The organism is Stenotrophomonas maltophilia group sp. LNF247 (genome assembly GCF_054083135.1).
Genome location: NZ_JBSRQL010000003.1, coordinates 264043 through 290066 on the forward strand (window position 1 = coordinate 264043; position 26024 = coordinate 290066).

Here is a 26024-nt window from a genome sequence, read left to right on the forward strand (position 1 = left end):
CATCAACGCAGGTAATGCATCAGCACGCCCAGCAGGGCAATCAGGCCGATGATCATCGCGAAGGCGTAGTGATAGAGGAAACCGGATTGGGTACGACGCAGCACGCCGGCTGCGACGTCCACAACACGTGCCGAGAGATTGACCACGCCGTCGACGATGTTGCTGTCGATCCAGCGCGAGACCTTGCCCAGCTTGACGCTGCCACCGGCAAAGCCATCGATCCACAGCTTGTCGAAGCCGTACTTGTTTTCCAGCACCGAAACCAGCGGAGCGAAGGTCTTGCGGGCCTTGCCCGACAGGTCCGGCTTCCACAGGTAGAACAGTGCGGCCAGCAGGAAGCCCGCAACGGTCAGCACGAACGCCGGCGCCATCATGCCGTGCAGCGCGAACGCGACCGGGCCATGGAACTCCTCGCCCAGGAAGCCGATGGTGTTCTTGGCCGGATCGTAGAAGTCCACGATGCCGGTGAAGAACGTATGCGCCTGTCCCTTGATGGCGTCGTGCGCGTGGTGGCCGGCCCAGTCGGTGCCATACAGCATCGGACCGATGCTGAAGAAGCCGATGGCGATCGAAGGGATGGCCAGCAGGATCAGCGGCAGGGTCACCACCCACGGGGTTTCGTGCGGCTCATGAGGACCGTGGCCATGGCCGTGGTCGTCGTGATGCGCATCGCCGTGGTGGGCGTCGGCGGCATGGTGCTCGTCATGGCCATGGCCATGCGCGTGGTCATCATGCGTGTCGCGGAATCGTTCCTTGCCATGGAAGGTCAGGAACAGCAGGCGGAAGCTGTAGAAGCTGGTGACGATCACGCCGCCCAGTACGGCCCAGTAGCCGTAGGTGGCCACCCAGTTGTTGGACAGGTGCGCGTGCAGCTCGGCCGCCTCGATGATGGTGTCCTTCGAGTAGAAGCCGGAGAAGAACGGCGTACCCACCAGCGCCAGGGTACCGATCCACATGGTGATGAAGGTGATCGGCATGTACTTGCGCAGGCCGCCCATCTTGCGCATGTCCTGCTCGTGGTGCATCGCGATGATGACCGAGCCGGCGCCCAGGAACAGCAGGGCCTTGAAGAAGGCGTGGGTCATCAGGTGGAACACGGCGGCCGAATAGGCCGACACGCCCAGTGCAACCGTCATGTAGCCCAGCTGGGACAGCGTGGAATACGCGACGACGCGCTTGATGTCGTTCTGCACGATGCCGATCAGGCCGGTGAAGAACGCGGTGGTGGCACCGATGAACAGCACGAAGTTCAGCGCGGTCTGCGACAGCTCGAACAGCGGTGACATGCGGGTGACCATGAAGATACCGGCTGTCACCATCGTCGCGGCGTGGATCAGTGCCGAGATCGGGGTCGGGCCTTCCATCGAGTCCGGCAGCCACACATGCAGCGGGACCTGGGCCGACTTGCCCATGGCACCAATGAACAGGCAGATGCAGATGACGGTGGCGATCGACCAGATCACCGGCTCGTTCAGCAGCTGCATGCCCAGGATGGTGCCGTCCCAGATCTGCAGCTGGGCGCGCGGGTCAGCCAGCATGCCGGCCTGCGAGAACACCTGCGAGTAGTCCAGGGTGCCGAACACCCACAGCACGCCGGCGATGCCCAGCAGGAAGCCGAAGTCACCGACGCGGTTGACCAGGAACGCCTTCATGTTGGCGAAGATCGCGGTCGGGCGCTTGAACCAGAAGCCGATCAGCAGGTACGACACCAGGCCCACCGCTTCCCAGCCGAAGAACAGCTGCAGGAAATTGTTGCTCATCACCAGGGTGAGCATCGAGAAGGTGAACAGCGAGATGTAGCTGAAGAACCGCTGGTAGCCCGGGTCGTCCTGCATGTAGCCGATCGTGTAGATGTGGACCAGCAGCGACACGAAGGTCACCACTACCATCATCATCGCGGTCAGCTTGTCGACCATGAAGCCGACGTGCGCCGAATACTGGCCGACTTCAAAGAACGTGTAGATGTTCTGGTTGAACGGCTGCGCGCCACCCCACATCAACTGGTAGAACGTGTACATCGACAGGCCGCAGGCCACCGCGACGCCGAGGATGGTGATGGTCTGCGCGCCGAAGCGCTTGACCTGGCGACCGAACAGGCCGGCGATGATGCTGCCGAACAGCGGTGCGAGCACCACTGCGATCAACAGACTCTTGGAGAGAGTGATTTCCATCTGTGGATCAGCCCTTCAACGAATCGACTTCGCCGACATTGATCGTGCGGCGGGTACGGAACAGGGTCACCAGGATCGCCAGGCCGATGGCGGCTTCCGCGGCGGCGACGGTCAGGATGAAGAACACGAACAGCTGGCCGGACGGATCGCCCAGCTGGCGCGAGAAGCCGACGAAGTTGATGTTCACCGACAGCAGCATCAGTTCGATCGACATCAGCAGGACGATGACGTTCTTCCGGTTGAGGAAGATGCCGGCCAGGCTGATGGCGAACAGCACCGCGCCAAGCGCAAGGATGTGGCCAAGGGTAATCACGGCTGGGTCTCCTCGCCGGTGGCCGGCTTGCTGTTGCTGTGCACGACCGGGGCCTCGGCACCCATCTTGACCATGCGCAGACGCTGGCCGGCCTTGACCATGGTCTGCTCACCCGGGTTCTGGCTCTTGACGCCGGTGCGGCGACGCAGGGTCAGCATCACGGCAGCAACCACGGCCACGGTCAGGATGACGGCGGCGAACTCGAACGGAAGCAGGTACTCGGTGAACAACGTGCGCGCCAGCCAGGTGATGTTGGACGTGTCGGCGGCGACCGCAGCGGCGTTGTCGGCCGGGAACGGCGTGGCCGAACGCGCCTTGACGCCGATCAGGATCAGCATCTGCACCAGCATCGCGACGGCGACGATGAGGCCGACCGGCAGGTAGCGCACCCAGCCCTCACGCAGCTTGGTGGGGTCGATGTCCAGCATCATCACCACGAACAGGAACAGCACCATCACCGCGCCGACGTAGACCAGCACCAGCGCCACACCGAGGAACTCGGCGCCCACCAGCAGCCACACGCAGGCAATGGAGAAGAAGGTCAGCACCAGGCAGAGCACGGCGTGAACCGGGTTGCGCACGCTGATCACCGCACCGGCCGAAACCGTTGCCGCGATGGCGAACACCCAGAAAGCGATATTTACCCAATCCATCTCTCGACCTCAGCGGTAAGCGGCATCGGCGGCACGACGCTCGGCGATCTCGTTTTCGAGACGGTCGCCCAGGGCCAGCAGCTGCGGCTTGGTAACGATGTTTTCGCCACGATTCTCGAAGTGGTACTCGAGGATGTGGGTTTCGACGATCGAGTCCACCGGGCAGCTTTCCTCGCAGAAGCCGCAGAAGATGCACTTGAACAGGTCGATGTCGTAGCGCGTGGTGCGGCGGGTTCCGTCCTCGCGCTTGGCCGAGTCGATGGTGATGGCCAGCGCCGGGCACACCGCTTCGCACAGCTTGCAGGCAATGCAGCGCTCTTCGCCGTTGGGGTAACGGCGCAGCGCGTGCAGGCCACGGAAGCGCGGCGACTGCGGGAACTTCTCCATCGGGTACATCATCGTGTACTTCGGCTTGAAGCTGTACTTCAGCGTCAGCCAGAGGCCCGCCAGCAGTTCGAGCAGCAGCAGGCTCTTGAAGTAATGGGTAATCCTGTTCATCACTTTAGACGCCCTTTTGAATCACGCCGAAGAACACCATGACGGCGGTAACCGCGATCCACAGAATGGCCAGCGGGATGAAGACCTTCCAGCCCAGGCGCATGATCTGGTCGTAGCGGAAGCGCGGGAAGCTGGCACGGAACCAGATGTAGGCACTGGCGAAGAAGAACACCTTGACGAACAGCCACGGCGCGCCGCCCTTCCAGACCCAGTCGACCAGCGGCGAGACATCGCCGAAGTTGACCCAGCCCTGGACCGGGCTCAGCCAGCCGCCGAGGAAGAAGATCGAGATCAGGAAGCTGATCAGGATCATGTTCGCGTATTCGGCCAGGAAGAACAGGGCGAACGCGCCGCCGGAGTACTCGACCATGTGGCCGGCGACGATTTCCGATTCGCCTTCCACCACGTCGAACGGCGCGCGGTTGGTTTCAGCCACGCCCGACACCCAGTAGATGACGAACAGCGGGAACAAAGGCAGCAGGAACCAGTCGAAGAAGCCGGAACTGCCGGCCTGCGCCATCACGATGTTGCTCAGGTTCAGGCTGCCCGAGGCGATCATCACGCCGACCAGGGCAAAGCCCATGGCGATTTCGTAGCTGATCATCTGTGCCGAGGCGCGCATCGCACCCAGGAACGCGTACTTCGAGTTGGACGCCCAGCCGGCCAGGATGATGCCGTAGATGCCCAGCGAGGTCATCGCCAGCAGGTACAGCAGGCCGGCGTTGGCGTTGGACAGCACGATCTGCGAATCGAAGGGGACCACCGACCAGGCCGCGAAGGCCGGGGCCAGGGTGATCAGCGGGGCCAGCAGGTAGATCGCCTTGTTGGCGCTGCTCGGCTGGACCACTTCCTTGAACAGCAGCTTGAAGACGTCGGCGAAGGCCTGGAAGATGCCCATGCCCACATACATCGGGCCGTGGCGGACGTGCATCCAGCCGATCAGCTTGCGTTCCCAGACCACGTAGAAGGCCACCGAGATGATCACCGGAACGGCGATCACCAGGATCTTCAGGATGATCCAGATCAGCGCGCCGATGTCACCGAGGCCCAGCAGCCACTGGTGCAGCGGGTCGACCGCGTTCAACAGCAATTCGTTCATGCAGCCACCACCGATACGCGAGCGGCACCCAGCGGCGCGGTCGCGCCGTGGCCCGATTCAATCCAGACCGAACCCGCTGCGACGCGGGCGTCGACCACCACCGGCAGGGTGGCCTTGCCGGCATCGGTGCCGACCTTGGCCATCTGCCCTTCCTGCAGCTGCAGGCGAGCGGCATCTTCAGCGTTCAGCACGATGCGCGGGGCGTTGTTGAGCGGATGCGACTGCAGCGCCGGCGCGCGACGGACCACCGCATCGGTGCGGTAGATCGCGGCGGTCGAAGCCACTTCCAGTCCCTCACCGGCAACCGCCGGCTGTGCCGAAGCGGCAATACTGACCGACACGGGGGCCAGGCTGGCACGCAGTCCGGCCAGGTCGGTGAAGTCGAAACCGGCCAGCGCCATGTCGCCGCCCAGGGCGCGCAGCACGCGCCAGCCTTCACGGGCCTCGCCCGGCAGCTTGCCGCCGGCACGGGCCGACTGCTCGCGACCATCGAGGTTGGTCAGGGTGGCATCGATTTCCGGCAGCGCACCGATCGGCAGGATCACGTCTGCAACGTCGCGGGTCGAGGCGCAGGCGAAGTGGCTGAACGCCACCACCTGGGCACCCACCAGCGCCTTGCGCGCGGCCGGTGCATCGGCGAAGTCCAGGCCCGGCTCCAGCCCGTACACCACGTAGGCCTGGCGCGGCTGCGCCAGCATCGCGGCGACGTCCTTGCCGGCCGGCAGCACGCCGGCGCGGGTCAGGCCCACGGCGTTGGCGCCCTGCGGGATGCGGCACAGCTTGGCACCGGTCGCTGCGGCGAAGTCACGCGCCGCGGCGCGGATCGCGGCAGCCTGCGGGTGATTCTCGGCGATGCCACCGACGATCAGCACGGTGTTGTTGCCGCCCTGCACTGCCGAACGCAGCTCGCTGCTGGCCAGCGCATCGACGAACTTGGACGGTGCGACGATCTGCTTGCCGGCAATGCTGAAGGCAAAGTCGAAGTCCACCGGATTGATGACGTGGATCTTCGCGCCCTTGGTGGTCTGCGCCTTGCGCAGGCGGGCGTGCAGCAGCGGCAGTTCGTGGCGGATGTTGCTGCCCAGGACGACGATGCGGTCGGCGCCTTCGATCTCGGCCAGCGGCAGGCCGAACACTTCGGCGGTTGCGGCGTCGGAGAAATCGCGGTTGTTGATGCGGTGGTCGATGTTGCCCGAGCCCAGGCCCTTGGCCAGGCGGGCCAGCAGCGCACCCTCCTCGTTCGAGGTCGACGGATGCACCAGCACGCCCAGGTTGTCGCCCTGGTTCGCCTTGAGGATCTCGGCGGCTGCGGCCAGGCCTTCGGCCCAGCTCACTTCCTTCCACTCGCCATTGACCTTGCGCAGCGGCTTGACCGCGCGGTCTTCGCTGTACAGGCCCTGGTGCGAGTAGCGGTCGCGGTCGGACAGCCAGCACTCGTTCACCGCTTCGTTGTCGCGCGGCACGGTGCGCAGCACTTCGCCGCGACGCACGTGCAGGAACAGGTTCGAACCCATCGCGTCGTGGTAGCCCAGCGACTCGCGCGCGGTCAGCTCCCACGGGCGGGCGCGGAACTGGAACACCTTGTTGGTCAGCGCGCCGACCGGGCAGACGTCGACGACGTTGCCCGACAGCTCGGTGGTCAGCGGCTTGCCGTCGAAGGTGCCGATCTGCAGGTTCTCACCGCGGTACATGCCACCCAGTTCGTAGGTACCGGCAACGTCGGCGGTGAAGCGGACGCAGCGGGTGCACTGGATGCAACGGGTCATCTCGGTGGCCACCAGCGGCCCCATGTCCTCGTCCGGCACCACGCGCTTGCGCTCGTTGAAACGGCTGACCGAACGGCCATAGCCCAGCGATACGTCCTGCAGTTCGCACTCGCCGCCCTGATCGCAGATCGGGCAGTCCAGCGGATGGTTGATGAGCAGGAACTCCATCACCGAGCGCTGGAACTTCAGTGCCTTCTCACTGCGGGTGGCGACCTTCATGCCGTCCATCACCGGGGTAGCGCAGGCCGGCGCCGGCTTCGGCGACTTCTCCACGTCCACCAGGCACATGCGGCAGTTGGCGGCGATCGGCAGCTTCTCGTGGTAGCAGAAGCGCGGAATCGGAATGCCGGCCTTGTCGGCTGCCTGGATGATCATCGAACCCTTGGGCACGACCAGCGACTTGCCATCGATCTCGATGGTCACGTGGTCTGGTGGCACGTTCGGGTTTACGGGTTGCGCGCTCATGCGGCGGCTGCCTCCACCTTCTTGCCGTCAACCATCGAATGACCGTTGACGATGTAGTACTCGAATTCGTCCCAGAACTGGCGCAGGAAGCCCTGGATGGGCCATGCAGCCGCTTCACCGAACGCACAGATGGTGTGGCCTTCGATCTGGCCGGCCACCGCCTTCAGCTGGTGCAGGTCTTCCATCGTGGCCCTGCCGGCGACGATGCGCTCCAGCACGCGGTGCATCCAGCCGGTACCTTCACGGCACGGCGTGCACTGGCCGCACGATTCCTTGTGGAAGAACTGGCTGATGCGGCAGGCGAACTTGACGCAGCAGACGCTGTCGTCGAGCACCACGATGGCCCCCGAACCCAGGCCGGAGCCCAGCGCACGGATGGTGTCGTAGTCCATCGGCAGGCCCTTCAGCTCGGCCGCGGTCAGCACCGGCATCGACACGCCGCCCGGAATCGCGCCCTTGAGCTTGCGGCCCGGACGCAGGCCACCGGCCATTTCCAGCAGGTCGTCGAAGGTGGTGCCCAGCGGTACTTCAAAGTTGCCGCCGTTCTGCACGCAGCCGGACACCGAGAAGCACTTCGGGCCGCCGTTGGCGGTCAGGCTCAGGCCCTTGAACCACTCCGGGCCGTTGCGGATGATCGCCGGCACCGAACCGTAGGTTTCGGTGTTGTTGATCGTCGACGGCTTGCCGTAGAGGCCGAAGTTTGCCGGGAACGGCGGCTTGTAGCGCGGCTGGCCCTTCTTGCCTTCCAGCGATTCCATCAGCGCGGTTTCTTCACCGCAGATGTAGGCGCCGGCGCCCAGCGCACCGTAGATGTCGATGTCCACGCCGCTGCCGAGGATGTTCTTGCCCAGCCAGCCGTTCGCATAGGCGTCGGCCAGGGCCTGCTCGAAGTGCTCGAACGGCTCGTGGTGGAACTCACCGCGCAGGTAGTTGTAGCCCACGGTCGAACCGGTGGCGTAGCAGGCGATCGCCATGCCCTCCACCACCGAGTGCGGGTTGTAGCGCAGGATGTCGCGGTCCTTGCAGGTGCCCGGCTCGGATTCGTCCGAGTTGCAGAGGATGTACTTCTGCATGTTGCCCTTGGGCATGAAGGACCACTTCAGGCCGGTCGGGAAGCCTGCGCCACCGCGGCCGCGCAGGCCCGAGGCCTTGACCATCTCGATGACCTGCTCCGGCGGGATCTTCTCTTCGAGGATCTTGCGCAGGGCGGCGTAACCACCGGTCTTCAGGTAGCTTTCGTACGACCACGGGGTGTCGTAATGCAGGGTGGTGTAGACCACCTGGTGCGGCAGCGGCGCGGGGCCGACCGGACCCTTGGATTCGTGGTGATGTGCCATGCCCTTACTCCAGCCCGTCCAGCAGCTCGTCGACCTTTTCCAGGGTCAGACGCTCATGGTAGTGACCGTTGATGACCATCATCGGTGCGCCGCCGCAGCCTGCCAGGCACTCTTCCTCGCGCTTGAGGTAGACGCGGCCATCCGGGGTCGATTCACCGTGCTTGATGCCCAGCTTCTTCTCGCAGTGGCGCACGATGTCTTCGGCGCCATTGAGCCAGCAGCTGATGTTGGTGCAGATGGCCACGTTGTTGCGGCCCACCTTCTCGGTCTCGAACATCGAGTAGAAGCTGGCGACCTCGTAGGCCCAGACCGGCGGCAGGTCCAGGTACTTGGCCACGGCGGCGATCAGCTCGTCGGTCAGCCAGCCCTGGTTCTGCTCCTGGGCCGCATGCAGGCCCTGCAGCACGGCAGAGCGCTTGCGATCCGGCGGGAACTTGGACAGCCAGTGATCGATGTGAGCGCGGGTCTTGTCGCTCAGCACCACCATCGGGTCGACGTCGCGCGCCGCCTCGAAATTACCTGTCGCCTTCATCGGCCGACCTCAGCGAAATGCATAACGTGAAATTCCAGAAACTGCGGCGCCGGCTTGCGCCGGCTGCCTGCAGCGGGCGTTGGCGTAGCGGACGGCATTACCGGTCAACCTCGCCGAACACCAGGTCGTAGGTACCGATCATCGCCACCACGTCGGCCAGCATGTGGCCGCGCACGACCGAATCGATCGAGGACAGGTGGGCGAAGCCCGGCGCGCGCAGGTGCACGCGGAACGGCTTGTTGGCGCCATCGGAGACCAGGTAGCAGCCAAACTCGCCCTTCGGGGCCTCCACCGCCGAGTAGGTCTCGCCGGCCGGTACGCAGTAGCCTTCGCTGAACAGCTTGAAGTGGTGGATCAGCGCTTCCATGTCGTCCTTCATGTCCTCGCGCCTGGGCGGAGCGACCTTGAAGTTCTTCACCATCACCGGGCCCGGGTTGGCCTTCAGCCACGCCACGCACTGCTTGATGATGCGGTTGGATTCGCGCATTTCGGCAACGCGGACCAGGTAGCGGTCGTAGCAGTCACCTTCCTTGCCCAGCGGGATGTCGAAATCGACGGCATCGTACTTGGCGTACGGACGCTTCTTGCGCAGGTCCCAGGCAATGCCCGAGCCGCGCAGCATCACGCCGGTCATGCCCCACTGATGGGCCAGCTCGGGAGTGACCACGCCGATGCCGACGGTACGCTGCTTCCAGATACGGTTGTCGGTCAGCAGGGTTTCGTATTCGTCGATGCGCTTGGGGAACTCGACGGTGAAGTTCTCCAGGAAGTCCAGCAGCGAGCCTTCGCGCGAAGCATTGAGCTGCTTCAGCGCCTTGCCCTTGTGCCAGCGCGATTCCTTGTACTTCGGCATGTGGTCCGGCAGGTCGCGGTAGACACCGCCCGGACGGTAGTACGCCGCGTGCATGCGCGCGCCGGAAACCGCTTCGTAGCAGTCCATCAGCTCTTCGCGTTCGCGGAAGGCGTACAGCATCACCGCCATCGCGCCCAGGTCGAGCGCGTTGGAGCCCAGCCACATCAGGTGGTTGAGGATGCGGGTGATTTCATCGTACATGGTGCGGATGTACTGGGCACGCTCCGGCGCCTCGATGCCCATCAGGGTCTCGATCGCGCGCACGTAGGCGTGCTCGTTGCACATCATCGACACGTAATCCAGGCGATCCATGTAGCCGATCGACTGGTTGAACGGCTTGGACTCGGCCAGCTTTTCGGTACCACGGTGCAGCAGACCCACGTGCGGGTCGGCGCGCATGATGGTTTCACCGTCCATTTCCAGGATCAGGCGCAGCACACCGTGAGCGGCCGGATGCTGCGGGCCGAAGTTCATGGTGTAGTTGCGGATTTCCTGCCGGCTTTCGGCGGCGTTGCTGGCGAACGCTTCGCCAGCCTGGTGTACGTGGCTCACTTCACTGCCTCCTGCGCGCGCTCACCTTCTGCGGTCTGCAGACGGGCGTCGTCGCGGATCACGCGCGGCACGCCGACACGCGGCTCCACCGAGGTGACCGGTTCGTAGATCACGCGCTTCTTTTCTTCGTCGTAGCGGACTTCGACATTGCCGATCAGCGGGAAATCCTTGCGGAACGGATGGCCGACGAAACCGTAGTCGGTCAGGATCCGGCGCAGGTCCGGGTGGCCTTCGAAGATCACGCCGTACAGATCGAACGCTTCGCGCTCGAACCAGTTCAGGCCCGGCCAGATGCCGGTCAGCGAGGACACCACCGGCAGCGCTTCGTCAGGGGCGAAGCAGCGCAGGTGCATCATCAGGTTGTGCTGGTACGAACGCAGCTGGGCGACCACGGCGAAGCGCTGGGTCGGCATGTGCTGCGGGCGGGCACCGTCGGCACCGTTTTCCTCGGTGGGGAACTCGCCCCACGCGAAGCGGCCCTGGGCCTTGCCTTCGACGCCACGGCTGAAGCCCTGCGAGGACACATCGGCGGTGTCCCACTCGTCGGAGCCGTAGCCAAGGTAGTCGACGCCGCACAGATCCACGGCCTGCTCGAAACCAAACTCGTCACGCAGCGCCAGGGCGGTGGCGTGCCACTCGGCGGCAGGCACTTCCAGCGTCACTTCGCCGCGGGGTTCGACCACGATGACCTTCGCACCAGCGAAACGTGCGGACAGTCGGTCGATGAAGGATGCTTGCTCTGCCATGGGGGCTTGGCGCGCTCTTGTCAGGTGAAGGGGTCAGCGGGCGATGGTCTGTGTACGCCAGATCTTCTTCTGCAGCTGCAGGATCCCGTACACCAGCGCCTCGGCGGTCGGCGGGCAGCCCGGGACGTAGACGTCCACCGGCACCACGCGATCACAGCCGCGCACCACAGAATAGGAGTAGTGGTAGTAGCCGCCACCGTTGGCGCAGCTACCCATCGAGATGACCCACTTCGGGTCCGGCATCTGGTCGTAGACCTTGCGCAGCGCCGGGGCCATCTTGTTGACCAGGGTGCCGGCCACGATCATCACGTCGGACTGACGCGGCGACGGGCGGAACACCACGCCGTAGCGGTCGAGGTCCAGGCGCGCGGCACCGGCGTGCATCATCTCGACGGCGCAGCAGGCCAGGCCGAAGGTCATCGGCCACATCGAGCCGGTGCGCGCCCAGTTCAGCAGTGCATCGACGCTGGTAGTGACGAAGCCCTTCTCCAGCAGCGGGTTGTCGCCTTCCGGCCGCAGGATGTCATCAACCCGGCCTTCCGGCGTGGGGTTGTTCATGAGGCCATCGAGAGTCTGAATCACTCCCATTCCAGCGCTCCCTTCTTCCAGACGTAAATGAAACCGAGGAACAGCATGCCGACGAACAGGCCCATGGTGATGAGCGAGCGGGCGCCCAGTTCCATGAAGACCTGGGTCCACGGCACGATGAAGATGATTTCCAGGTCGAAGACGATGAACTGGATCGCGATCAGGTAGTAGCGCACATCGAACTTCATGCGCGCGTCTTCGAAGGCCTCGAAGCCGCACTCGTACGGCGAGAGCTTTTCCAGATCGGGGCGGCGGGGACCGAGGAATCGACCAACCAGCATCAGCGTAACGCCGATACCGGTGGCAACGATCAGAAACAGCAGAGACGGCAAATATTCGGCCAGCACAGCGATTCTCTCTTGCCTCTGCCGCCGCGCCTGCAGGCGCTTTGGCATGGGGGAGTGGACGGGAATCTGCCTGGCGCCTTGCGCGCCAGACGAACCCGCTTTACTTACAAATGGTGCCCAAGAGGGGACTCGAACCCCTACGACTTGCGTCGCTACCACCTCAAGGTAGTGCGTCTACCAATTCCGCCACCTGGGCAAACGATCACATCAGACTATCTTCCCGATGCGCCGCGTATTGTAACCGGCTTCAGTGTTTCTGGGAGCCTTCCGAAGGCTTTTCTTCACCAGAAACCGAAGATTCCGCCTGAGCCGGCACATTCGCCGCCGGAACCGGGGCGGCCGGGACCGCATCGGCCTTCGGAACGGCCGGCAGTTCGCCCGCCGGAGCCGCCGGCGCGCTGGCCGCCGGGGCGGACATCAGGCCCAGATCCTGGTCGGCCGCCGGGCGGCTGCCGTGACCGGCATACCAGGCCATGAAGAGACTGATGCCGAAGAACACCACGGCCAGCCACTTGGTCGACTTGGACAGGAAGTTCGAGGCGCCGCGCGCACCGAACACCGTGCCCGAGGCACCAGCACCAAAGCCCGAACCTGCCGCCGCACCCGAGCCACGCTGCATCAGGATCAGCGCGATCATGGCCACAGCGACCAGCACGTAGACGACATTGAGGATCAACATCAGCATTGGAAACCGCCCTCGGACAATACTTCTAGGATTAGTTCGCGGCCGCCGCCCGTGCGATGGCCAGGAAGTCCGCGGCCACCAGGGAGGCGCCGCCGACCAGCCCACCATCGACATCCGGCTGCGCGAACAGTTCCCCGGCATTGTCGGGCTTCACGCTACCGCCGTAAACAATGGGCAGTGAATCAGCGATTCTAGCATCGATGCGCGCGACTTCGCCACGGATGAACGCGTGCACCTGCTGTGCCTGTTCCTTGCTGGCGGTACGGCCGGTACCGATGGCCCAGACCGGCTCGTAGGCGACCACAGCATTGGCGAAACCTGCCGCGCCGACCAGCTCCAGCACCGGCGCCAGCTGGCTGGCGATGACCGCTTCGGTCTGCCCGGCCTCGCGCTGTTCCAGGGTCTCGCCCACGCACAGCACCGGCACCAGGCCGGCGTGCTGGGCGGCGGCGAACTTGCGCGCGACCAGCTCGCTGCTCTCATGGTGGTACTGGCGGCGCTCGGAATGGCCGACCAAGCCGTAGCGGGCCCCAACCTCGACCAGCATGGCCGCGCAGACCTCGCCGGTGTAGGCGCCCTTCTCGTTGCTGCTCACGTCCTGCGCGCCGAAGGCCAGGCCGGTCTCGCCGAAGTCCTCGACCAGCTCCCCCAGGTAGGGCAGCGGCGGCAGGATCACCACGTCCACCCCCTCCAGCGGAAGCCCGGCGGCCACCTGCCCCAGCAGTTCATTGGCGAATTGACGGCTGCCATGCAGCTTCCAGTTTCCGGCGACGATCTTGCGGCGCATGAGCGGGTGGCTCCTGTGTGAAGTCAGCCGAGCATGATACCCGCTGCGGCAAAAATCCGTTTCCTTGTAAGCGGTTACATGGATTTTCAGCCAACGGCGCAGCCCCTCGTGGCGGAGGGGGGGGGCGGGGTTTGGTTGGTCGCGGAGAGCCCGGCTAGATCTGGGGCTTGGCCGGGCGGGTGGGACTGCGCAGGGGGCGCTGCAAGTACGTCCATGTAAGCTCGATCGCCGCATCCATGCTGCTCACGCCCCTGCGCAGCCCCACCCGCCCGGCCTTTGACACATTCCGGCGGTTCCGCCCGCCACGGAAAGAAAAAAAGAAGAGCAAGAGCAAAGGCAAAAGCTGCATCCCGGGTTGATGCTGGCTGGACCAACCCCCTACCCCACTTCGAACAGAGATATCTCATCCACGCATGGCGTGGATCTACCGCGTCGACCAAGGTCGACACCCACCGGGAATCGCGATTTACCCACCGTCACCGGGAAGCTGTCGGGAACGGGGCGGTGTGGGTTGGCAGGACCGTTGGCGCCATGGGCCCGAGGCATGCCTCGGGCGGGTTGGGCAGGACGCCCAACCCCGGTCTTGCCGTGTGCGCAGGACAGCGCACACGAGCAAGGCGCCATCGAGCCCCCAGGGGTGAGGTCGCTTTGCTTGCGAAGCACTGCTTCGCAAGCGCCCGAACGCACAGCCGCCAGCGGCTGGGCCGGTCTGGGGGTTCACGGCGTGTCCTGCCAACCCACGCCGCCCCGCCCAACACGCAGAAACCCAGAGCCGCTTTGGCTTTGGGTTTGCCGGCCAGCGGCCGGCACTACCGCGGGTGCAGGGTGCAACCCTGCAAAGAAAAAGGCCGCCTTTCGGCGGCCTCACTTCTCTTTACTTCAGCTTGATCTCGCGCAGGCGCTCCTCGAGGAAGCCGTGGGCGGTGATCGGCTCCGGGTACCGGCTCGGGTTCTCCGGGGTGATGCACGAGGGCAGCACGTCGATCAGGAAGTCCGGGTTCGGGTGCAGGAAGAACGGCACCGAGTAGCGCGGCTGGCGCGCCAGCTCGCCCGGGGGATTGACCACGCGGTGGATGGTCGACGGATACACGTGGTTGGTCAGGCGCTGCAGCATGTCGCCGATGTTGACCACAATGGTGTCCGCGTCTGACGTGAACGGCACCCACTCGCCATCATGCGACTGCACTTCCAGGCCTGCGGCACTGGCACCGACCAGCAGGGTGATGAAGTTGATGTCGCCATGGGCACCAGCACGCACGTTAGGGATGTCGTCGGTGGTGATCGGCGGGTAATGGATCGGGCGCAGGATCGAGTTGCCGAAGTTGGTCTTGTCGGCGAAGAAGTCTGCAGGCAGGCCGATATGCAGGGCCAGCGCCGACAGGACGCGCGACCCCAGGTTGTCCAGTGCCTGGTACAGGCCGTAGCCGCGCTCACGGAAGCCCTCGACCTCGGTCGGCCACAGGTTCGGCGCCATCACATCGCGGTACTTGGAGTCGTCGGCGATCTCGCGGCCGATGTGCCAGAACTCCTTCAGGTCGAAGTGCTTGGAGCCCTTGGCGGTCTCCACCCCAAACGGGGTGTAGCCGCGGGCGCCGCCGCTGCCGGCCACGTGGTACTTGCGCTTGACCTCTTCGGGCAGGGCGAAGAAGGCCTTGAAGGCATCGTAGGCCGCATCGATGTCGGCCTGCGGAATGCCGTGGTTGCGGATGCCCGCGAATCCCCATTGGCGGTAGGCCGCGCCCAGCTCGGCCACGAAGGCCTCGCGGTCGCTGTCGAAACGGGTGATGTCGAGGGTGGGGATCTGGCTCACAGCGGTTCCTGGCTTGTCATTGGGTCTGGGGGGCCAGCGCATTCATGGCCCACCTGAACATTGTGACAGATCGCCCGGGGGACGCCACCCGATACGAAGAAACAAACAGATACAATGCGCGACCCGCGCGCGGCCCCACGATTCCGTCACCCCGGGGATCCCGCCGCCTGCATCACCCGCCGCCCCAGTCCCTCATGCGCCCTGCTGCTCCCTCTGCCGACACCGCCCTGCCCTCCGGCCCCGCACGCCACTGGCGCCGCCTGGCCTGGTGGTCGCTGTTCGTGGCCGGCAACGCGCTGCTGGCCATGGCGATCACGCTCGGCAACGTACCGCTGGCCGACAACCCGGGGGGCAGCGTGGGCCTGGCCTATCTGGCCGTTGCCCTGCCCGGTCACCTGCTGGCATTCGGCGCCCTCGCCGGCCTGCTGCCGCTGCTGATGGGCCTTTGGCCGCGCAGCGCACGCCCCCTGAGCCTCAGCGCCGTGCTGCTGCAGGGCCTGTGGCTGTGCCTGTTGCTGGTTGATGCAAAGGTTTTCACTCTGTATCGGTTTCACCTCAATGCCATGGTGGTGAACATGGTGTTCGGCGGTGCGCTGCAGGACCAGGTCGCGTTGTCGTGGAAGACCTGGCTGCAGGCCGGACTGCTGGTGGCCGCCATCTTCACGGCTGAAGGACTGTTGGCCTGGGCATGCTGGAAGCTGCTGCCCGCCCGGCCGCGCCGCCGCCGGGTCCTGCAGGGGTGGGCCATCGTTGCGCTGCTGATGGCCGGCGGCCAAGCCGCCACGGCCTATTACGATGCCCGCGGCGACCGTGCCGTCATCGCGCAGTGGAACTACCTGCCCTGGGCACAGCCGATCACCGCCAAGAGCTTCATGCGCAGGCTCGGGGTCATAAGCGAACAGCAGGCGGGCCTGCCCGACCCGCGCCATGCGCAGCTGCTGTATCCGCTCCAGCCCCTGCGTTGCCAGAACCCACACCGCCCCAATGTGCTGATGGTGGTGCTGGAATCGCTGCGCCAGGACGTGCTGACGCCGCAGCTGATGCCCAACACGTCGGCGCTGGCGCAGGACGCGCGCGTGTTCGATCGCCATTTCAGCACCGGCAATGCCACCCGCTACGGCCTGTTCGGCCTGCTCTACGGCCTGCCCGGCGGCTACTGGCAGAGCATGCTGGACGAACAGCGCGGCTCGCAGCTGTTCCAGGTGCTGGGCCAGCAGGGCTACGACCTGCACCTGTACGGCAGCGCGCCGTTGTACAGCCCGGAATTCGATCGCACGGCATTTGCCGATGTGCGCGACCAGCTGCACCAGGGCCCTTCCGCCATGACCCCCGACAAGCGCGACGCAGCCATCGTCGCCGCGCTGCGGAATGACATCCGCAGCAGCCAGGCGGCGCAGCACCCATGGTTCGGCTTCGTGTTCCTCGACTCCACCCACGCCGGCTACCACCTGCCCGCCAGCTACCCACCGGTAGCCACGCCGATGGCCAAGGAGATCGACTTCCTGTCCTTCGGCCCGGACCACGACCCGACGCCGGAACTCAACCGCTACCGCACTGCCGTGCACTATGCCGACAGCCTGATCGGTTCGCTGCTGGACGACCTGCGCGCGCAGGGCCTGGCCGAGGACACCATCGTGCTGGTCACCGGTGACCATGCCGAAGAGTTCAACGACCTCAAGCTGAACTACTGGGGCCACAACGGCAACTTCTCCGATTACCAGCTGCAGGTCCCGTTCGTGCTGCATTGGCCAGGCAGGGCCGCTGGCCGCGACGTCCGCACCAGCTCGCACGAAGACTGGGTACCGACGCTGATGCGCCATGCGCTGGGCTGCGAGAACGCATTGACGGACTTCAGTACCGGCCAGGACCTGCTGGCCACGCCCGCCGCCAGCGAACGTGCACTGGTGGTGGAGAGCTGGTCGCAACGCGCTGTACGCCATGGCGATGCCATCTACGTATTCGACAAGTTCGGCAACGCCACCGCGCTCGACCGGCACTACCGCCCGCTGCCGCAGCAGGCTCCGGACGCCGCAGCCATCCGCTCTGCATGGGAAGCGCTGACGCGCTTCCGCAACCGCTGATCTTCAAGGACCGATCCTGCATGAACCGTCCTCTGCGCATCCTGCATACCGAAGCCGCCAAGGGAATGGGCGGGCAGGAGATCTACATCTTCCGGCACATGCAGGTGATGCGCGCGCGTGGCCATGAGGTGTCATTGCTGTGCCAGCCCGATGCACGCCTGGCCACACTGGCACGCGAGGACGGATTCACCGTGCATCCGCTGCGCATGGGCGGCCTGGCACGCCTGCTGCGCGGCATGTGGTCGGTATCGCGGCTGGTGCGCCGCGAACGCTTCGACGTGGTCAATACCACCAGCCGCCGCGATGCGCTGATCGCCGCCGCCGGTGCACGCCTGGGCGGCACGCCGCTGGTGGTGCGCTCGCGCCATCTGATGAGCCCGGTCAACTCGTTGCTGACCTATACCGGGCTTCCACACCGGGTGCTGACCGTCAGCAGCTTCGTCAAGCAACTGCTGGTCGACCGCGGCATTCCAGCCGAGCGCATTGGTGTCGTGCCGCCGATCGCGGTGCCTCCGCGCTGGAGTGATATCCGCAAGGCCGATCCTTGGCAGTGCCTGCAGGACGTACGTGCGGAGGTGCGTGCCGAGCTTGGCTTCGGCGAGCAGGACATCGTGGTCGGCTGCGTGGCCGTGCTGCGTGAGCCCAAAGGCCATGCCGACCTGCTGCAGGCGATGGTGCCGCTGTGCAAAGCCAACCCGGACCTGCACCTGGTGATTGTCGGTGATGGCCAGGCCGTGACGGAACGACTGCAGGCGATGTGCGCCGAGCACGGGCTGCAGCGCCAGGTCCACCTGCTCGGCTACCGCGATGGAGCCTGCAGGCTGATGGCCGGCTTCGACATCTTCGCACTGGCTTCGCACAAGGAAGCGGCCGGCACCGTATTCCTGGAAGCGGCCTACGTGGGCGTACCGATCGTCGCCACGCGGGTGGGCGGCGTGCCGGAGATGGTGATCGATGGCAGCAATGCGATCCTCACCCGTTTGGGTGACAATGCCGCCCTGACAGGTGCATTGCGCCTGCTGGTGGACGACCCGGAACGGCGACGGCAGATGGGGCGCGCTGGCTGGGAGTGGATGCACGGCGCACATCGCTTCACGCCGGACGGCCACGGTGAAGCGACCGAACACTACTACCACCAGTGGCTGAAGGAGCTGGGACATGGCTGATGCACGAACCGTTCCGGTGCTGATGCACCACCACGTCAGCCCTTCGCCGGGCATGATCACCGTGTCGCCGGAGAACTTCGAAAGCCAGATTGCGTGGCTGGCAGCCAATGGCTGGACCTCACTGACGCTGGAGCAGTACGCCGGCTTCCTGGCCGGCAAGCCGGTGCCGCGCAAGTCGATCGTCATCACCTTCGACGATGGCTATCTCGACAACTGGGTGTATGCGCACCCGATCCTGCAGAAGTACGGCATGCACGCGGTGGTGTTCGTGGTCACCGGCTGGATGGGCGAAGGCCCGGAACGTCCGCACGCCGGCATTGCCGGCGCGGCACTGCCGTCGACGCCGGACCATCGTGGCTGCGAAGCGGCGATCTACGAGCAGGACCGCAGCGACGATGTGATGATGCGCTGGAGCGAAGCACGCGCAGCCATTGCCGCCGGCACCTTCGAAGTGCATTGCCATACCCACACCCACACCCGCTGGCTGCGCCGCGACGATCTGGACCGTGCGCAGCGCCGTGCGGGCCTCAGCCGGGATCTGGCGATCTCGCGCGACGTCCTGCAGGACAAGCTCGGCGAGGTGTCCGATACGCTGTGCTGGCCCTACGGCGATTTCGACCAGGACCACATCGAGGTGGCACGCGAGCAGGGCTTCCGCTACCTGCACACCACCCACCCGTTCGGCCGCAACGTGGTCGGCGGTGATCCGGAGCGGATCTACCGCTTCGCGATCCGCAACCGCCCGGCCAGCTGGCTGCGCAAGCGCATCGCGCAGAGCTACAACCCGCTGATCGCGCCACTGTTCAATGGCTTCAAAGCGCGCCAGAAGAAGATGGTGCCGGGGCCATAAGCACCACGCCCCTGCCGGTTGAATGAAAAACGCCCCGGCTTTGCGGGGCGTTTTTCGTTGGTGCGAATGTGCACGCGCTTCAGGCAGCGGCTTCACGCACCGCTGCGGACAGGCGGTCCAGCGTGTCCTGCATCAGCGTGGCGTCATCGGCCTCGACCGTGACCCGCACCACCGGCTCGGTACCGGACGGGCGCAGGAACGCGCGGCCACGGCCGGCGACAGCCTGCTGCGCCACAGCCAGCGCGGACTGCACGCTTTCAGACTGCACCGCAGTCTTGGCCGGGACATTGCCCAGACGCACGTTCACGGTCTTCTGCGGTACCCGCACAAGGCCCTTCAGCGCCTGGCGCAGGGTCTGCCCACTGTTGCGCAGCGCGACCAGCACCTGCAGGGCGCTGACGATGCCGTCCCCCGTGGTGGCGCGGTCCAGGCACAGCAGGTGGCCGGAGGCTTCACCGCCGAGCACACCACCGCCTTCGATCAGCGCCTGGTGCACGTAGCGATCGCCGACATTGCTGCGAACGAATGGAATCTGCAGGTCGGCGAGGGCCTTCTCGATGCCATAGTTGCTCATCAGCGTGCCGACCACCGGGCCGCGCAGGCGGCCTTCGGCCTTCCAGGCACGGGCCAGGATGTACAGCAGGTCATCGCCATCGACCGGGTTGCCCTGGTCGTCGGCCATCAGCACGCGGTCGCCATCACCATCGAAGGCGATACCGAGATCGGCGCCGGTCTCGCGGACCTTGGCCGCAAGGTTGTCGATATGGGTGGAGCCCACGCCGGCGTTGATGTTGATGCCATTGGGCTCGGCGCCGATGCCGATCACCTCGGCACCCAGTTCGCGGAACAGCAGCGGCGCGATCTGGTAGGTGGCACCATGCGCGCAATCCAGCACCAGGCGCAGGCCACGCAGATCGAATGTGCGCGGCACGCTGGCCTTGCAGAATTCGATGTAGCGGCCGACCGCTTCGCGTGCACGGAATGCCTTGCCCAGCTTTTCCGATTCGGCGGTGGTGAACGGAACGTCCAGCGCCGCCTCCAGGGCCAGCTCGGTCGCATCGTCGAGCTTCTCGCCCTGGGCCGAGAAGAACTTGATGCCGTTGTCGTAATGCGGGTTGTGCGAGGCGCTGATGACGATGCCGGCGTCCACGCCCAGCGTGCGGGTCAGGAACGCCACCGCCGGGGTCGGCATCGGACCCAGCAGCTGCACGTCGGCACCGGCGGCGACCAGGCCGGCCTCCAGCGCCGCCTCGAACATGTAGCCGGAAATGCGGGTGTCCTTGCCGATCACCACGATCGGCCGGCGTCCGTCCTGGCCACGCTGGGCGAGCAGGACACGGCCCAGCGCATTGCCCAGGCGCAGCACGAAGTCGGCCGAGATCACGCCCTGCCCGACCCGGCCACGGATGCCGTCCGTGCCGAAGTACTTGCGGGCACCCATCAGGCTACCTGCGGCGCGGGCTGCCGACCCAGCATGGCGAGCAGATCGGACAGGCGGTCGCGCAGTTCGCGGCGATCGCAGATCTGGTCGATGGCACCGTGCTCCAGCAGGAACTCCGAACGCTGGAAACCTTCCGGCAGCTTCTCGCGCACGGTCTGCTCGATCACGCGCGGGCCGGCGAAGCCGATCAGTGCCTGCGGTTCGGCGATGTTGATGTCGCCCAGCATCGCGAACGACGCCGAAACGCCGCCGGTGGTCGGATGGGTCAGCACCGAGATGTACGGCAGCCCGGCTTCACGCAGCTTGCCCAGCGCAGCGGAGGTCTTGGCCATCTGCATCAGCGAGAACAGGCCTTCCTGCATGCGCGCGCCGCCACTCTGCGAGAAGCACACGTAAGGCGCACCGATCTCGACCGCGGTTTCTGCAGCCAGCGCGAAACGCTCGCCCACCACCGAGCCCATCGAGCCCCCCATGAAGGCGAAGTCGAACGACGAGGCGACCAGCGCACGGCCCTTGAGCAGGCCGCGCATGGCGATCAGCGCGTCGTATTCGCCGGTGTTCTTCTGCGCGATCTTGATGCGCTCGCTGTACTTCTTCTGATCCTTGAACTTGAGCAGGTCGGTCGGTCCCAGGCGCGCACCGATCTCGGTGGTGCTGTCGGCGTCGAACAGGGCCGCCAGGCGCGCACGCGCGCGGATCGCCATGTGGTGGCCGCACTTCGGGCAGACCTCCAGGTTCTCTTCCAGTTCCGGACGGTACAACGCGCTGCCGCAGTTGCTGCACTTTTCCCACAGGCCCTCGGGGACACTGCGCTTCTTGCTGGGGGTGTTGTCGGTGCGGATGCCGGACGGCATCAACTTGCTGAGCCAACTCATGCGGGAGGACACTTCCGTTCAGGGCGGCCCATGGGCCGCAAAGGCGGACAGTCTAGCTCCGCTTTCCCCGGCCGTGCACCCCCTTGCCAGCTACGGGGCAGCCGGAAAAACCATGCTGGGACGTACGTTTAGGTGCTGCGCGGTGCCGGCCGCTGGCCGGCGGCCCTGCACGCGGGTGGGTACGGACGATGCCGGCCAGCGGCCAGCATTACCGCTACGCGTCCAGCGCCTGCCGCAGCGGGGCGAGGAACGCCCGCGCACGCTGGGCCGCGTCTTCAGCCGAGCCCGCTTCGGCCAGCGCCGCCACCAGCGCACTTCCGACCACCACGCCATCCGCCTGGCGGGCCATGGCTGCGGCACTGCCGGCGTCCTTGATGCCGAAGCCCGCCACCACCGGCACCGAGGCGCGCGCGCGCAACGCCTGCAGGCGGGCGCTGGCGGCGTCGCTGTCCAGGCGCTCGGAGGCGCCGGTCACGCCGGCAAAGCTGACGTAATAAAGGTAACCACGGGCCAGGGCCAGCAGCTTGTCGGCACGCGCCTGGCTGGTGGTCGGCGACGCCAGCAGGACCAGCGCCAGGCCCGCTGCATCGAAGGCCTGCTGCGCTTCAACGGCTTCTTCCGGCGGAAGGTCGACCAGCAGCACCCCGTCCACGCCAGCCTGCACGGCCGCCCCGGCGAAGGCAGCGTAGCCGTGGATCTCCACCGGGTTCAGGTAGCCCATCAGCACCACCGGGGTGTGCGCATCACGCTCCCGGAACTGCGCCACCGCCTGCAGCACATAGCGGCTGCCGGCTCCCCGCGCCAGCGCGCGTTCGGAACTACGCTGGATGGTCGGGCCATCGGCCATCGGATCGGAGAACGGCACGCCCAGTTCAATCACGTCGGCACCAGCATCGACCAGCGCGTGCATGACCGGCACGGTGGCTTCCAGCGAGGGATCACCTGCGGTGATGAAGGGAATCAGCGCCTTGCGCTGCTGTTCGCGCAGGCGCTGGAAGCAGGCATCGAGTCGGGATACGGACATGTCAGGTACATCCTTCGATCAGGTCAACGGCGCCGCTGGCGCCCCAGTACATTCGGGAGATGGTGCCGTCGACGATCTCCACACGGATCGCCAGGTCGGAACCGGGGTCCTGCCAGAGCAGGCTCTCGCCGGCCTCCGCATCATCACCATAGGGTTGCGTGGAAACGCCCTTGGGCAACTGCTGGAAGGCCTGCGCGCGTGGCATGCCCAGATGAAGGCCGAACGGCCCCGGCTGCAGCACCACCTGGCCGGAATCGTCGATGGGGGCCAGGTCGAAGCGCACCACGTCGCCGTCCTGCACCATCATCGCCACGCCCTCGGGCAGCGTGCCGCGCTCGTAGTACTCGCAACGCCCAGCGGTCGACTCGCCCAGCCCGGCCGAGTGCCACTGCGCCTCGCCCTGCAGTTCGCTGAAGGGCTGGCCGATCAGCACCTCACCGGCATGGTCCAGGGCCACCGACACCACCGCCCGGGCCGCCTGGTCCTCGCCGCCATCGCCTGCCGTGAACATCGCCGGGCCCTCGATCGGGCGATGTGCGGCCTCATCGTCGTTGCTGGCCGGTTCGCGTGCCGGGGCGATCGCCGCGGGGGCGGCCGGGGCCGGGGCAAGCACCGGTGGATCGGGCGGCGTGCAGCCGCCCATGCCGATCACCAGCACCAGCGCCCCGCCGTGGCGCAGCACGTGATTCACAGCACAAGCCCTTCGCGCGCGGCGATGGTGTGCACGTCCTTGTCGCCGCGGCCGGACAGGTTGCACAGCACGATCTGGTCACGCGGACGCTCACGCGCCAGCTTGATTGCCTGTGCCAGCGCATGGCTGGATTCCAGCGCGGGCAGGATGCCCTCGGTATGCGCCAGCAGATGGAAGGCCTGCAGCGCTTCCTCGTCGGTGATGCCGAGGTAGCGCGCGCGGCCGGTATCGGCCAGGAACGCGTGCTCCGGGCCGACGCCCGGATAGTCCAGGCCGGCCGACACCGAATGGGTCTCGATGATCTGGCCGTCATCGTCGCACAGCACGTACGTGCGGTTGCCGTGCAGCACGCCGGGGCGGCCTGCCGCGATGGAGGCGGCATGGCGACCGGTACTGATGCCATCACCGGCGGCTTCGGCGCCGACGATCTCGACCTGGCGATCGTTGAGGAAGGCGTGGAACAGGCCGATGGCGTTGCTGCCGCCGCCGACGCAGGCGGTGATCGCATCGGGCAGGCGGCCGTACTCGGCCAGCATCTGCTCACGCGCTTCGCGGCCGACGATGGCATTGAAGTCGCGCACCATGCGCGGGTACGGGTCCGGTCCAGCCACGGTGCCGATGATGTAGAAGGTGTCCTGCACGTTGGTCACCCAGTCGCGCATCGCTTCGTTGAGCGCGTCCTTCAGGGTGGCCGAGCCGGAGGTGACCGGCACCACCGTCGCACCGAGCAGCTTCATGCGGTAGACGTTGATCTTCTGCCGCTCGATGTCGGTGGCGCCCATGTAGACCACGCATTCCAGGCCCAGACGCGCCGCAACGGTGGCACTGGCCACGCCATGCTGGCCGGCACCGGTCTCAGCGATGATGCGCTTCTTGCCCATGCGTGCGGCCAGCAGTGCCTGGCCGATGGTGTTGTTGATCTTGTGCGCACCGGTGTGGTTCAGGTCCTCGCGCTTGAGCAGGATCTGCGCGCCGCCGACGTGATCGCTCAGGCGCTGGGCGTGATAGATCGGGCTCGGCCGGCCCACGTAGTGCGCCAGGTCGCGGTCATAGGCCGCCTGGAACGCGGGGTCCTGGCGGGCCTGGTCATAGGCCTGGGCCAGTTCCTGCAGCGGGCCGACCAGGGTTTCGGCGACGAAGCTGCCGCCGTAGCGGCCGAAGTGGCCCTGGGCATCCGGGAAGGCGTGGTAGTCGGCAATGGGGGAGGCAGACATGGATACGACCGGTGGTTCAGACAGGTGGATACTCTAGCGCACGGGTCATGACCGGAAAATGGATATTATCTGGCACATATCGTCAGGAAATCTCACGTGAGCCGCTCCCTGCTGCCTCCCCTCAATGCGCTGCGCGCGTTCGAAGCCACTGCCCGCCTTGGCGGCGTCGGGCGCGCCGCACAGGACCTGCACGTCACCCACGGCGCGGTCAGCCGGCAACTGAAGCTGCTGGAGGATCATCTGGGCCTGGCGCTGTTCCAGCGTGCCGGTCGCGGCCTGCGCCTGACCGCTGCGGGCACGCGCCTGCAGGCAGCGTGCAGCGAGGCCTTCGCCGGGATCGAAGGCTGCGTGCGCGAGCTGCGGCGGCCCGCGACCTCCCCAGCACTGGTACTGGGCTGCAGCGGCAGCGTTCTGGCGCGCTGGATGATTCCGCGCCTGCCCGTGCTGCAGGCCGCCCTGCCCGGCGTGCGCCTGCAGTGGTCGGCGCTGGACGGCAGTTTCACCGAAGCGCAGGCGGCGCTGGACGCCGTGCTGTTGCTGGCGCAGGGACCGTGGCCACGGGGCTGGCAGGTCCGCGAGCTGGCACCGGAACGGGTCGGTGTGGTGGTGGCCCCGTCACATCCGGCGGCGCAGCGCCTGCGGCAGGCACCGCCCTCGGCACTGCTGCAGGAAACCGTGCTGCACACCACGTCACGTCCACAGGCTTGGCCCGCCTGGGCGCAGGCACACCGCCTAGACCCGTCAAAGCTGCAGCTGGGCACCGCTTTCGAACATCTCTATTACCTGCTGGAAGCAGCCGTGGCCGGGCTGGGCCCGGCAATCGCGCCCGAGCCGCTGGTGGCCGAAGATCTGGCAGCAGGCCGGCTGGTCGCACCGTGGGGGTTTGCGGCCACCGGCGGCTTCTGGGTGCTGGCGCGGCCGGATGGCCCGGCCGATGCACGGGTAGACGCCCTGGCCGACTGGGCAGCAGCGCAACTGCGATGAGACGAGGCCCCGGGCGGCATCCACCTCCCGGAGCCGGCAATGCAGGCCTCAGCGACCGCCCATCGCGACCCGCTGCTGCTCCTCATGCACCTGCTGCTGGTGCGACGGATCTGCCAGCAGCTTGGCACTGGTCTGCTCCAGCGGCGGCAGCGCCTGGGCCAGATCGACAGCGGTGCGGAAGCCCGGCGTCGTGCCCATCACGAACGGCTTGCCATCCTGCACCGTGATGCTCTGCAGCTTGTGGGCCGCGTCGATACCGTCCTGCTTTGCATGCAGGGTGATATTGGCCGCAGCCTCTTCGGAAAACACGCTGGGAAGCTTGCTGCGGACCGCGTTGTGCAGTGCGTGGTCCGGATGCGATGCATCGTTGAGCGACGGCCCTTTGGGCACAGCCGCTGCGGGTTCATGACCCTGCACACGCCCCGCCGCCAGGGCGGCAGCGGTGTGGCGACCGACGATGCCGTCGGCGGACAGTCCCTGGTTGAGGGTCTGCTGC

General features: G+C 66.2%; 24 protein-coding genes, 1 tRNA gene and 1 pseudogene. 4 read left to right on the plus strand and 22 right to left on the minus strand.

The window, feature by feature from the left end; all coding sequences use genetic code 11:
* Window positions 1-2: 2 nt before the first annotated feature.
* The 16 genes from nuoL to ACTXG9_RS05090 form a co-directional block, all read right to left on the minus strand.
* Window positions 3-2171 carry an NADH-quinone oxidoreductase subunit L gene (gene nuoL / locus ACTXG9_RS05015; RefSeq protein ID WP_019660581.1) on the minus strand — a complete coding sequence of 723 codons (2169 nt, stop codon included), beginning with the start codon at window positions 2169-2171 and terminating at the stop codon, window positions 3-5.
* A gap of 7 nt (window positions 2172-2178) precedes the next feature.
* Window positions 2179-2484 carry an NADH-quinone oxidoreductase subunit NuoK gene (nuoK, locus tag ACTXG9_RS05020; protein WP_005417921.1) on the minus strand — a complete coding sequence of 102 codons (306 nt, stop codon included), beginning with the start codon at window positions 2482-2484 and terminating at the stop codon, window positions 2179-2181.
* Window positions 2481-3137, minus strand: coding sequence for an NADH-quinone oxidoreductase subunit J (locus ACTXG9_RS05025; protein ID WP_019660582.1), 657 nt, complete (start codon window positions 3135-3137; stop codon window positions 2481-2483). The genes nuoK and ACTXG9_RS05025 overlap by 4 nt, the downstream gene beginning before the upstream one ends.
* Window positions 3138-3146: 9 nt before the next feature.
* Window positions 3147-3635 (minus strand): NADH-quinone oxidoreductase subunit NuoI, encoded by a 489-nt coding sequence (gene nuoI, locus ACTXG9_RS05030; protein ID WP_005410456.1) that lies wholly within the window; start codon window positions 3633-3635, stop codon window positions 3147-3149.
* Between the two features lie 4 nt (window positions 3636-3639).
* The gene (gene nuoH / locus ACTXG9_RS05035; protein ID WP_058982298.1) at window positions 3640-4734 is read right to left on the minus strand and encodes an NADH-quinone oxidoreductase subunit NuoH; all 1095 of its coding nucleotides are present in this window, start codon (window positions 4732-4734) and stop codon (window positions 3640-3642) included.
* On the minus strand, window positions 4731-6965 hold the full coding sequence (gene nuoG / locus ACTXG9_RS05040; RefSeq protein ID WP_021202064.1) for an NADH-quinone oxidoreductase subunit NuoG: 2235 nt from the start codon (window positions 6963-6965) through the stop codon (window positions 4731-4733). Before nuoG ends, nuoH begins: the two co-directional genes overlap by 4 nt.
* Window positions 6962-8302 carry an NADH-quinone oxidoreductase subunit NuoF gene (nuoF, locus tag ACTXG9_RS05045; RefSeq protein ID WP_456115523.1) on the minus strand — a complete coding sequence of 447 codons (1341 nt, stop codon included), beginning with the start codon at window positions 8300-8302 and terminating at the stop codon, window positions 6962-6964. The genes nuoG and nuoF overlap by 4 nt, the downstream gene beginning before the upstream one ends.
* A 4-nt stretch (window positions 8303-8306) precedes the next feature.
* Window positions 8307-8834, minus strand: coding sequence for an NADH-quinone oxidoreductase subunit NuoE (nuoE, locus tag ACTXG9_RS05050; protein WP_014647867.1), 528 nt, complete (start codon window positions 8832-8834; stop codon window positions 8307-8309).
* A gap of 97 nt (window positions 8835-8931) precedes the next feature.
* Window positions 8932-10239, minus strand: a complete 1308-nt coding sequence (locus ACTXG9_RS05055) for an NADH-quinone oxidoreductase subunit D (protein ID WP_005417935.1) — start codon at window positions 10237-10239, stop codon at window positions 8932-8934.
* Window positions 10236-10985, minus strand: coding sequence for an NADH-quinone oxidoreductase subunit C (locus ACTXG9_RS05060; RefSeq protein ID WP_005410462.1), 750 nt, complete (start codon window positions 10983-10985; stop codon window positions 10236-10238). The genes ACTXG9_RS05055 and ACTXG9_RS05060 overlap by 4 nt, the downstream gene beginning before the upstream one ends.
* Before the next feature lie 33 nt (window positions 10986-11018).
* On the minus strand, window positions 11019-11573 hold the full coding sequence (locus ACTXG9_RS05065; protein WP_005410463.1) for a NuoB/complex I 20 kDa subunit family protein: 555 nt from the start codon (window positions 11571-11573) through the stop codon (window positions 11019-11021).
* On the minus strand, window positions 11564-11920 hold the full coding sequence (locus tag ACTXG9_RS05070; protein WP_010486426.1) for an NADH-quinone oxidoreductase subunit A: 357 nt from the start codon (window positions 11918-11920) through the stop codon (window positions 11564-11566). The genes ACTXG9_RS05065 and ACTXG9_RS05070 overlap by 10 nt, the downstream gene beginning before the upstream one ends.
* Window positions 11921-12031: 111 nt before the next feature.
* Window positions 12032-12116: transfer RNA gene (locus ACTXG9_RS05075), tRNA-Leu, on the minus strand.
* Between the two features lie 51 nt (window positions 12117-12167).
* Window positions 12168-12605, minus strand: coding sequence for a preprotein translocase subunit SecG (secG, locus tag ACTXG9_RS05080; protein ID WP_019660586.1), 438 nt, complete (start codon window positions 12603-12605; stop codon window positions 12168-12170).
* A gap of 31 nt (window positions 12606-12636) precedes the next feature.
* Window positions 12637-13392: a triose-phosphate isomerase gene (gene tpiA, locus ACTXG9_RS05085; RefSeq protein ID WP_021203422.1), complete on the minus strand. Its 756-nt coding sequence runs from the start codon at window positions 13390-13392 to the stop codon at window positions 12637-12639.
* Window positions 13393-14266: 874 nt separating this feature from the next.
* Window positions 14267-15244 (minus strand): isopenicillin N synthase family dioxygenase, encoded by a 978-nt coding sequence (locus ACTXG9_RS05090; RefSeq protein WP_050563262.1) that lies wholly within the window; start codon window positions 15242-15244, stop codon window positions 14267-14269.
* A gap of 152 nt (window positions 15245-15396) precedes the next feature.
* On the opposite strand from ACTXG9_RS05090, the gene ACTXG9_RS05095 reads away from it, so the two are divergent.
* Genes ACTXG9_RS05095 through ACTXG9_RS05105 form a run of 3 tightly spaced genes read left to right on the plus strand, consistent with a single transcriptional unit; the run spans window position 15397 to window position 19299 of the window.
* The gene (locus tag ACTXG9_RS05095) at window positions 15397-17283 is read left to right on the plus strand and encodes a DUF3413 domain-containing protein (RefSeq protein ID WP_111102197.1); all 1887 of its coding nucleotides are present in this window, start codon (window positions 15397-15399) and stop codon (window positions 17281-17283) included.
* A 20-nt stretch (window positions 17284-17303) separates the two neighbouring features.
* A complete protein-coding gene (locus ACTXG9_RS05100) occupies window positions 17304-18449 on the plus strand; it encodes a glycosyltransferase family 4 protein (protein WP_227854024.1) in 1146 nt (381 codons plus the stop codon).
* Window positions 18442-19299 carry a polysaccharide deacetylase family protein gene (locus tag ACTXG9_RS05105; protein WP_021203418.1) on the plus strand — a complete coding sequence of 286 codons (858 nt, stop codon included), beginning with the start codon at window positions 18442-18444 and terminating at the stop codon, window positions 19297-19299. Before ACTXG9_RS05100 ends, ACTXG9_RS05105 begins: the two co-directional genes overlap by 8 nt.
* A 79-nt stretch (window positions 19300-19378) precedes the next feature.
* Here ACTXG9_RS05105 and glmM read toward each other — a convergent pair whose 3' ends face one another.
* The 5 genes from glmM to trpB all read right to left on the minus strand — a co-directional run bounded on the left by glmM (window position 19379) and on the right by trpB (window position 24544).
* Window positions 19379-20740: a phosphoglucosamine mutase gene (glmM, locus tag ACTXG9_RS05110; RefSeq protein WP_111102200.1), complete on the minus strand. Its 1362-nt coding sequence runs from the start codon at window positions 20738-20740 to the stop codon at window positions 19379-19381.
* Window positions 20740-21615, minus strand: coding sequence for an acetyl-CoA carboxylase, carboxyltransferase subunit beta (accD, locus tag ACTXG9_RS05115; protein ID WP_019660593.1), 876 nt, complete (start codon window positions 21613-21615; stop codon window positions 20740-20742). Before accD ends, glmM begins: the two co-directional genes overlap by 1 nt.
* A gap of 214 nt (window positions 21616-21829) precedes the next feature.
* Complete coding sequence (gene trpA, locus ACTXG9_RS05120) at window positions 21830-22639, minus strand: tryptophan synthase subunit alpha (protein WP_019660594.1); 810 nt, start codon at window positions 22637-22639, stop codon at window positions 21830-21832.
* A 1-nt stretch (window position 22640) separates the two neighbouring features.
* Window positions 22641-23330, minus strand: coding sequence for a hypothetical protein (locus ACTXG9_RS05125; protein ID WP_021203416.1), 690 nt, complete (start codon window positions 23328-23330; stop codon window positions 22641-22643).
* Complete coding sequence (gene trpB / locus ACTXG9_RS05130) at window positions 23327-24544, minus strand: tryptophan synthase subunit beta (RefSeq protein ID WP_014647880.1); 1218 nt, start codon at window positions 24542-24544, stop codon at window positions 23327-23329. Before trpB ends, ACTXG9_RS05125 begins: the two co-directional genes overlap by 4 nt.
* A gap of 96 nt (window positions 24545-24640) precedes the next feature.
* Between trpB and ACTXG9_RS05135 the strand changes: the two genes are divergently transcribed.
* On the plus strand, window positions 24641-25528 hold the full coding sequence (locus ACTXG9_RS05135) for a LysR family transcriptional regulator (RefSeq protein WP_111098600.1): 888 nt from the start codon (window positions 24641-24643) through the stop codon (window positions 25526-25528).
* A 48-nt stretch (window positions 25529-25576) separates the two neighbouring features.
* Here the strand turns inward: ACTXG9_RS05135 and ACTXG9_RS05140 are convergent.
* Window positions 25577-26005, minus strand: a pseudogene (locus tag ACTXG9_RS05140) (peptidoglycan-binding protein); the annotation flags it as partial.
* Window positions 26006-26024 lie beyond the last annotated feature (19 nt).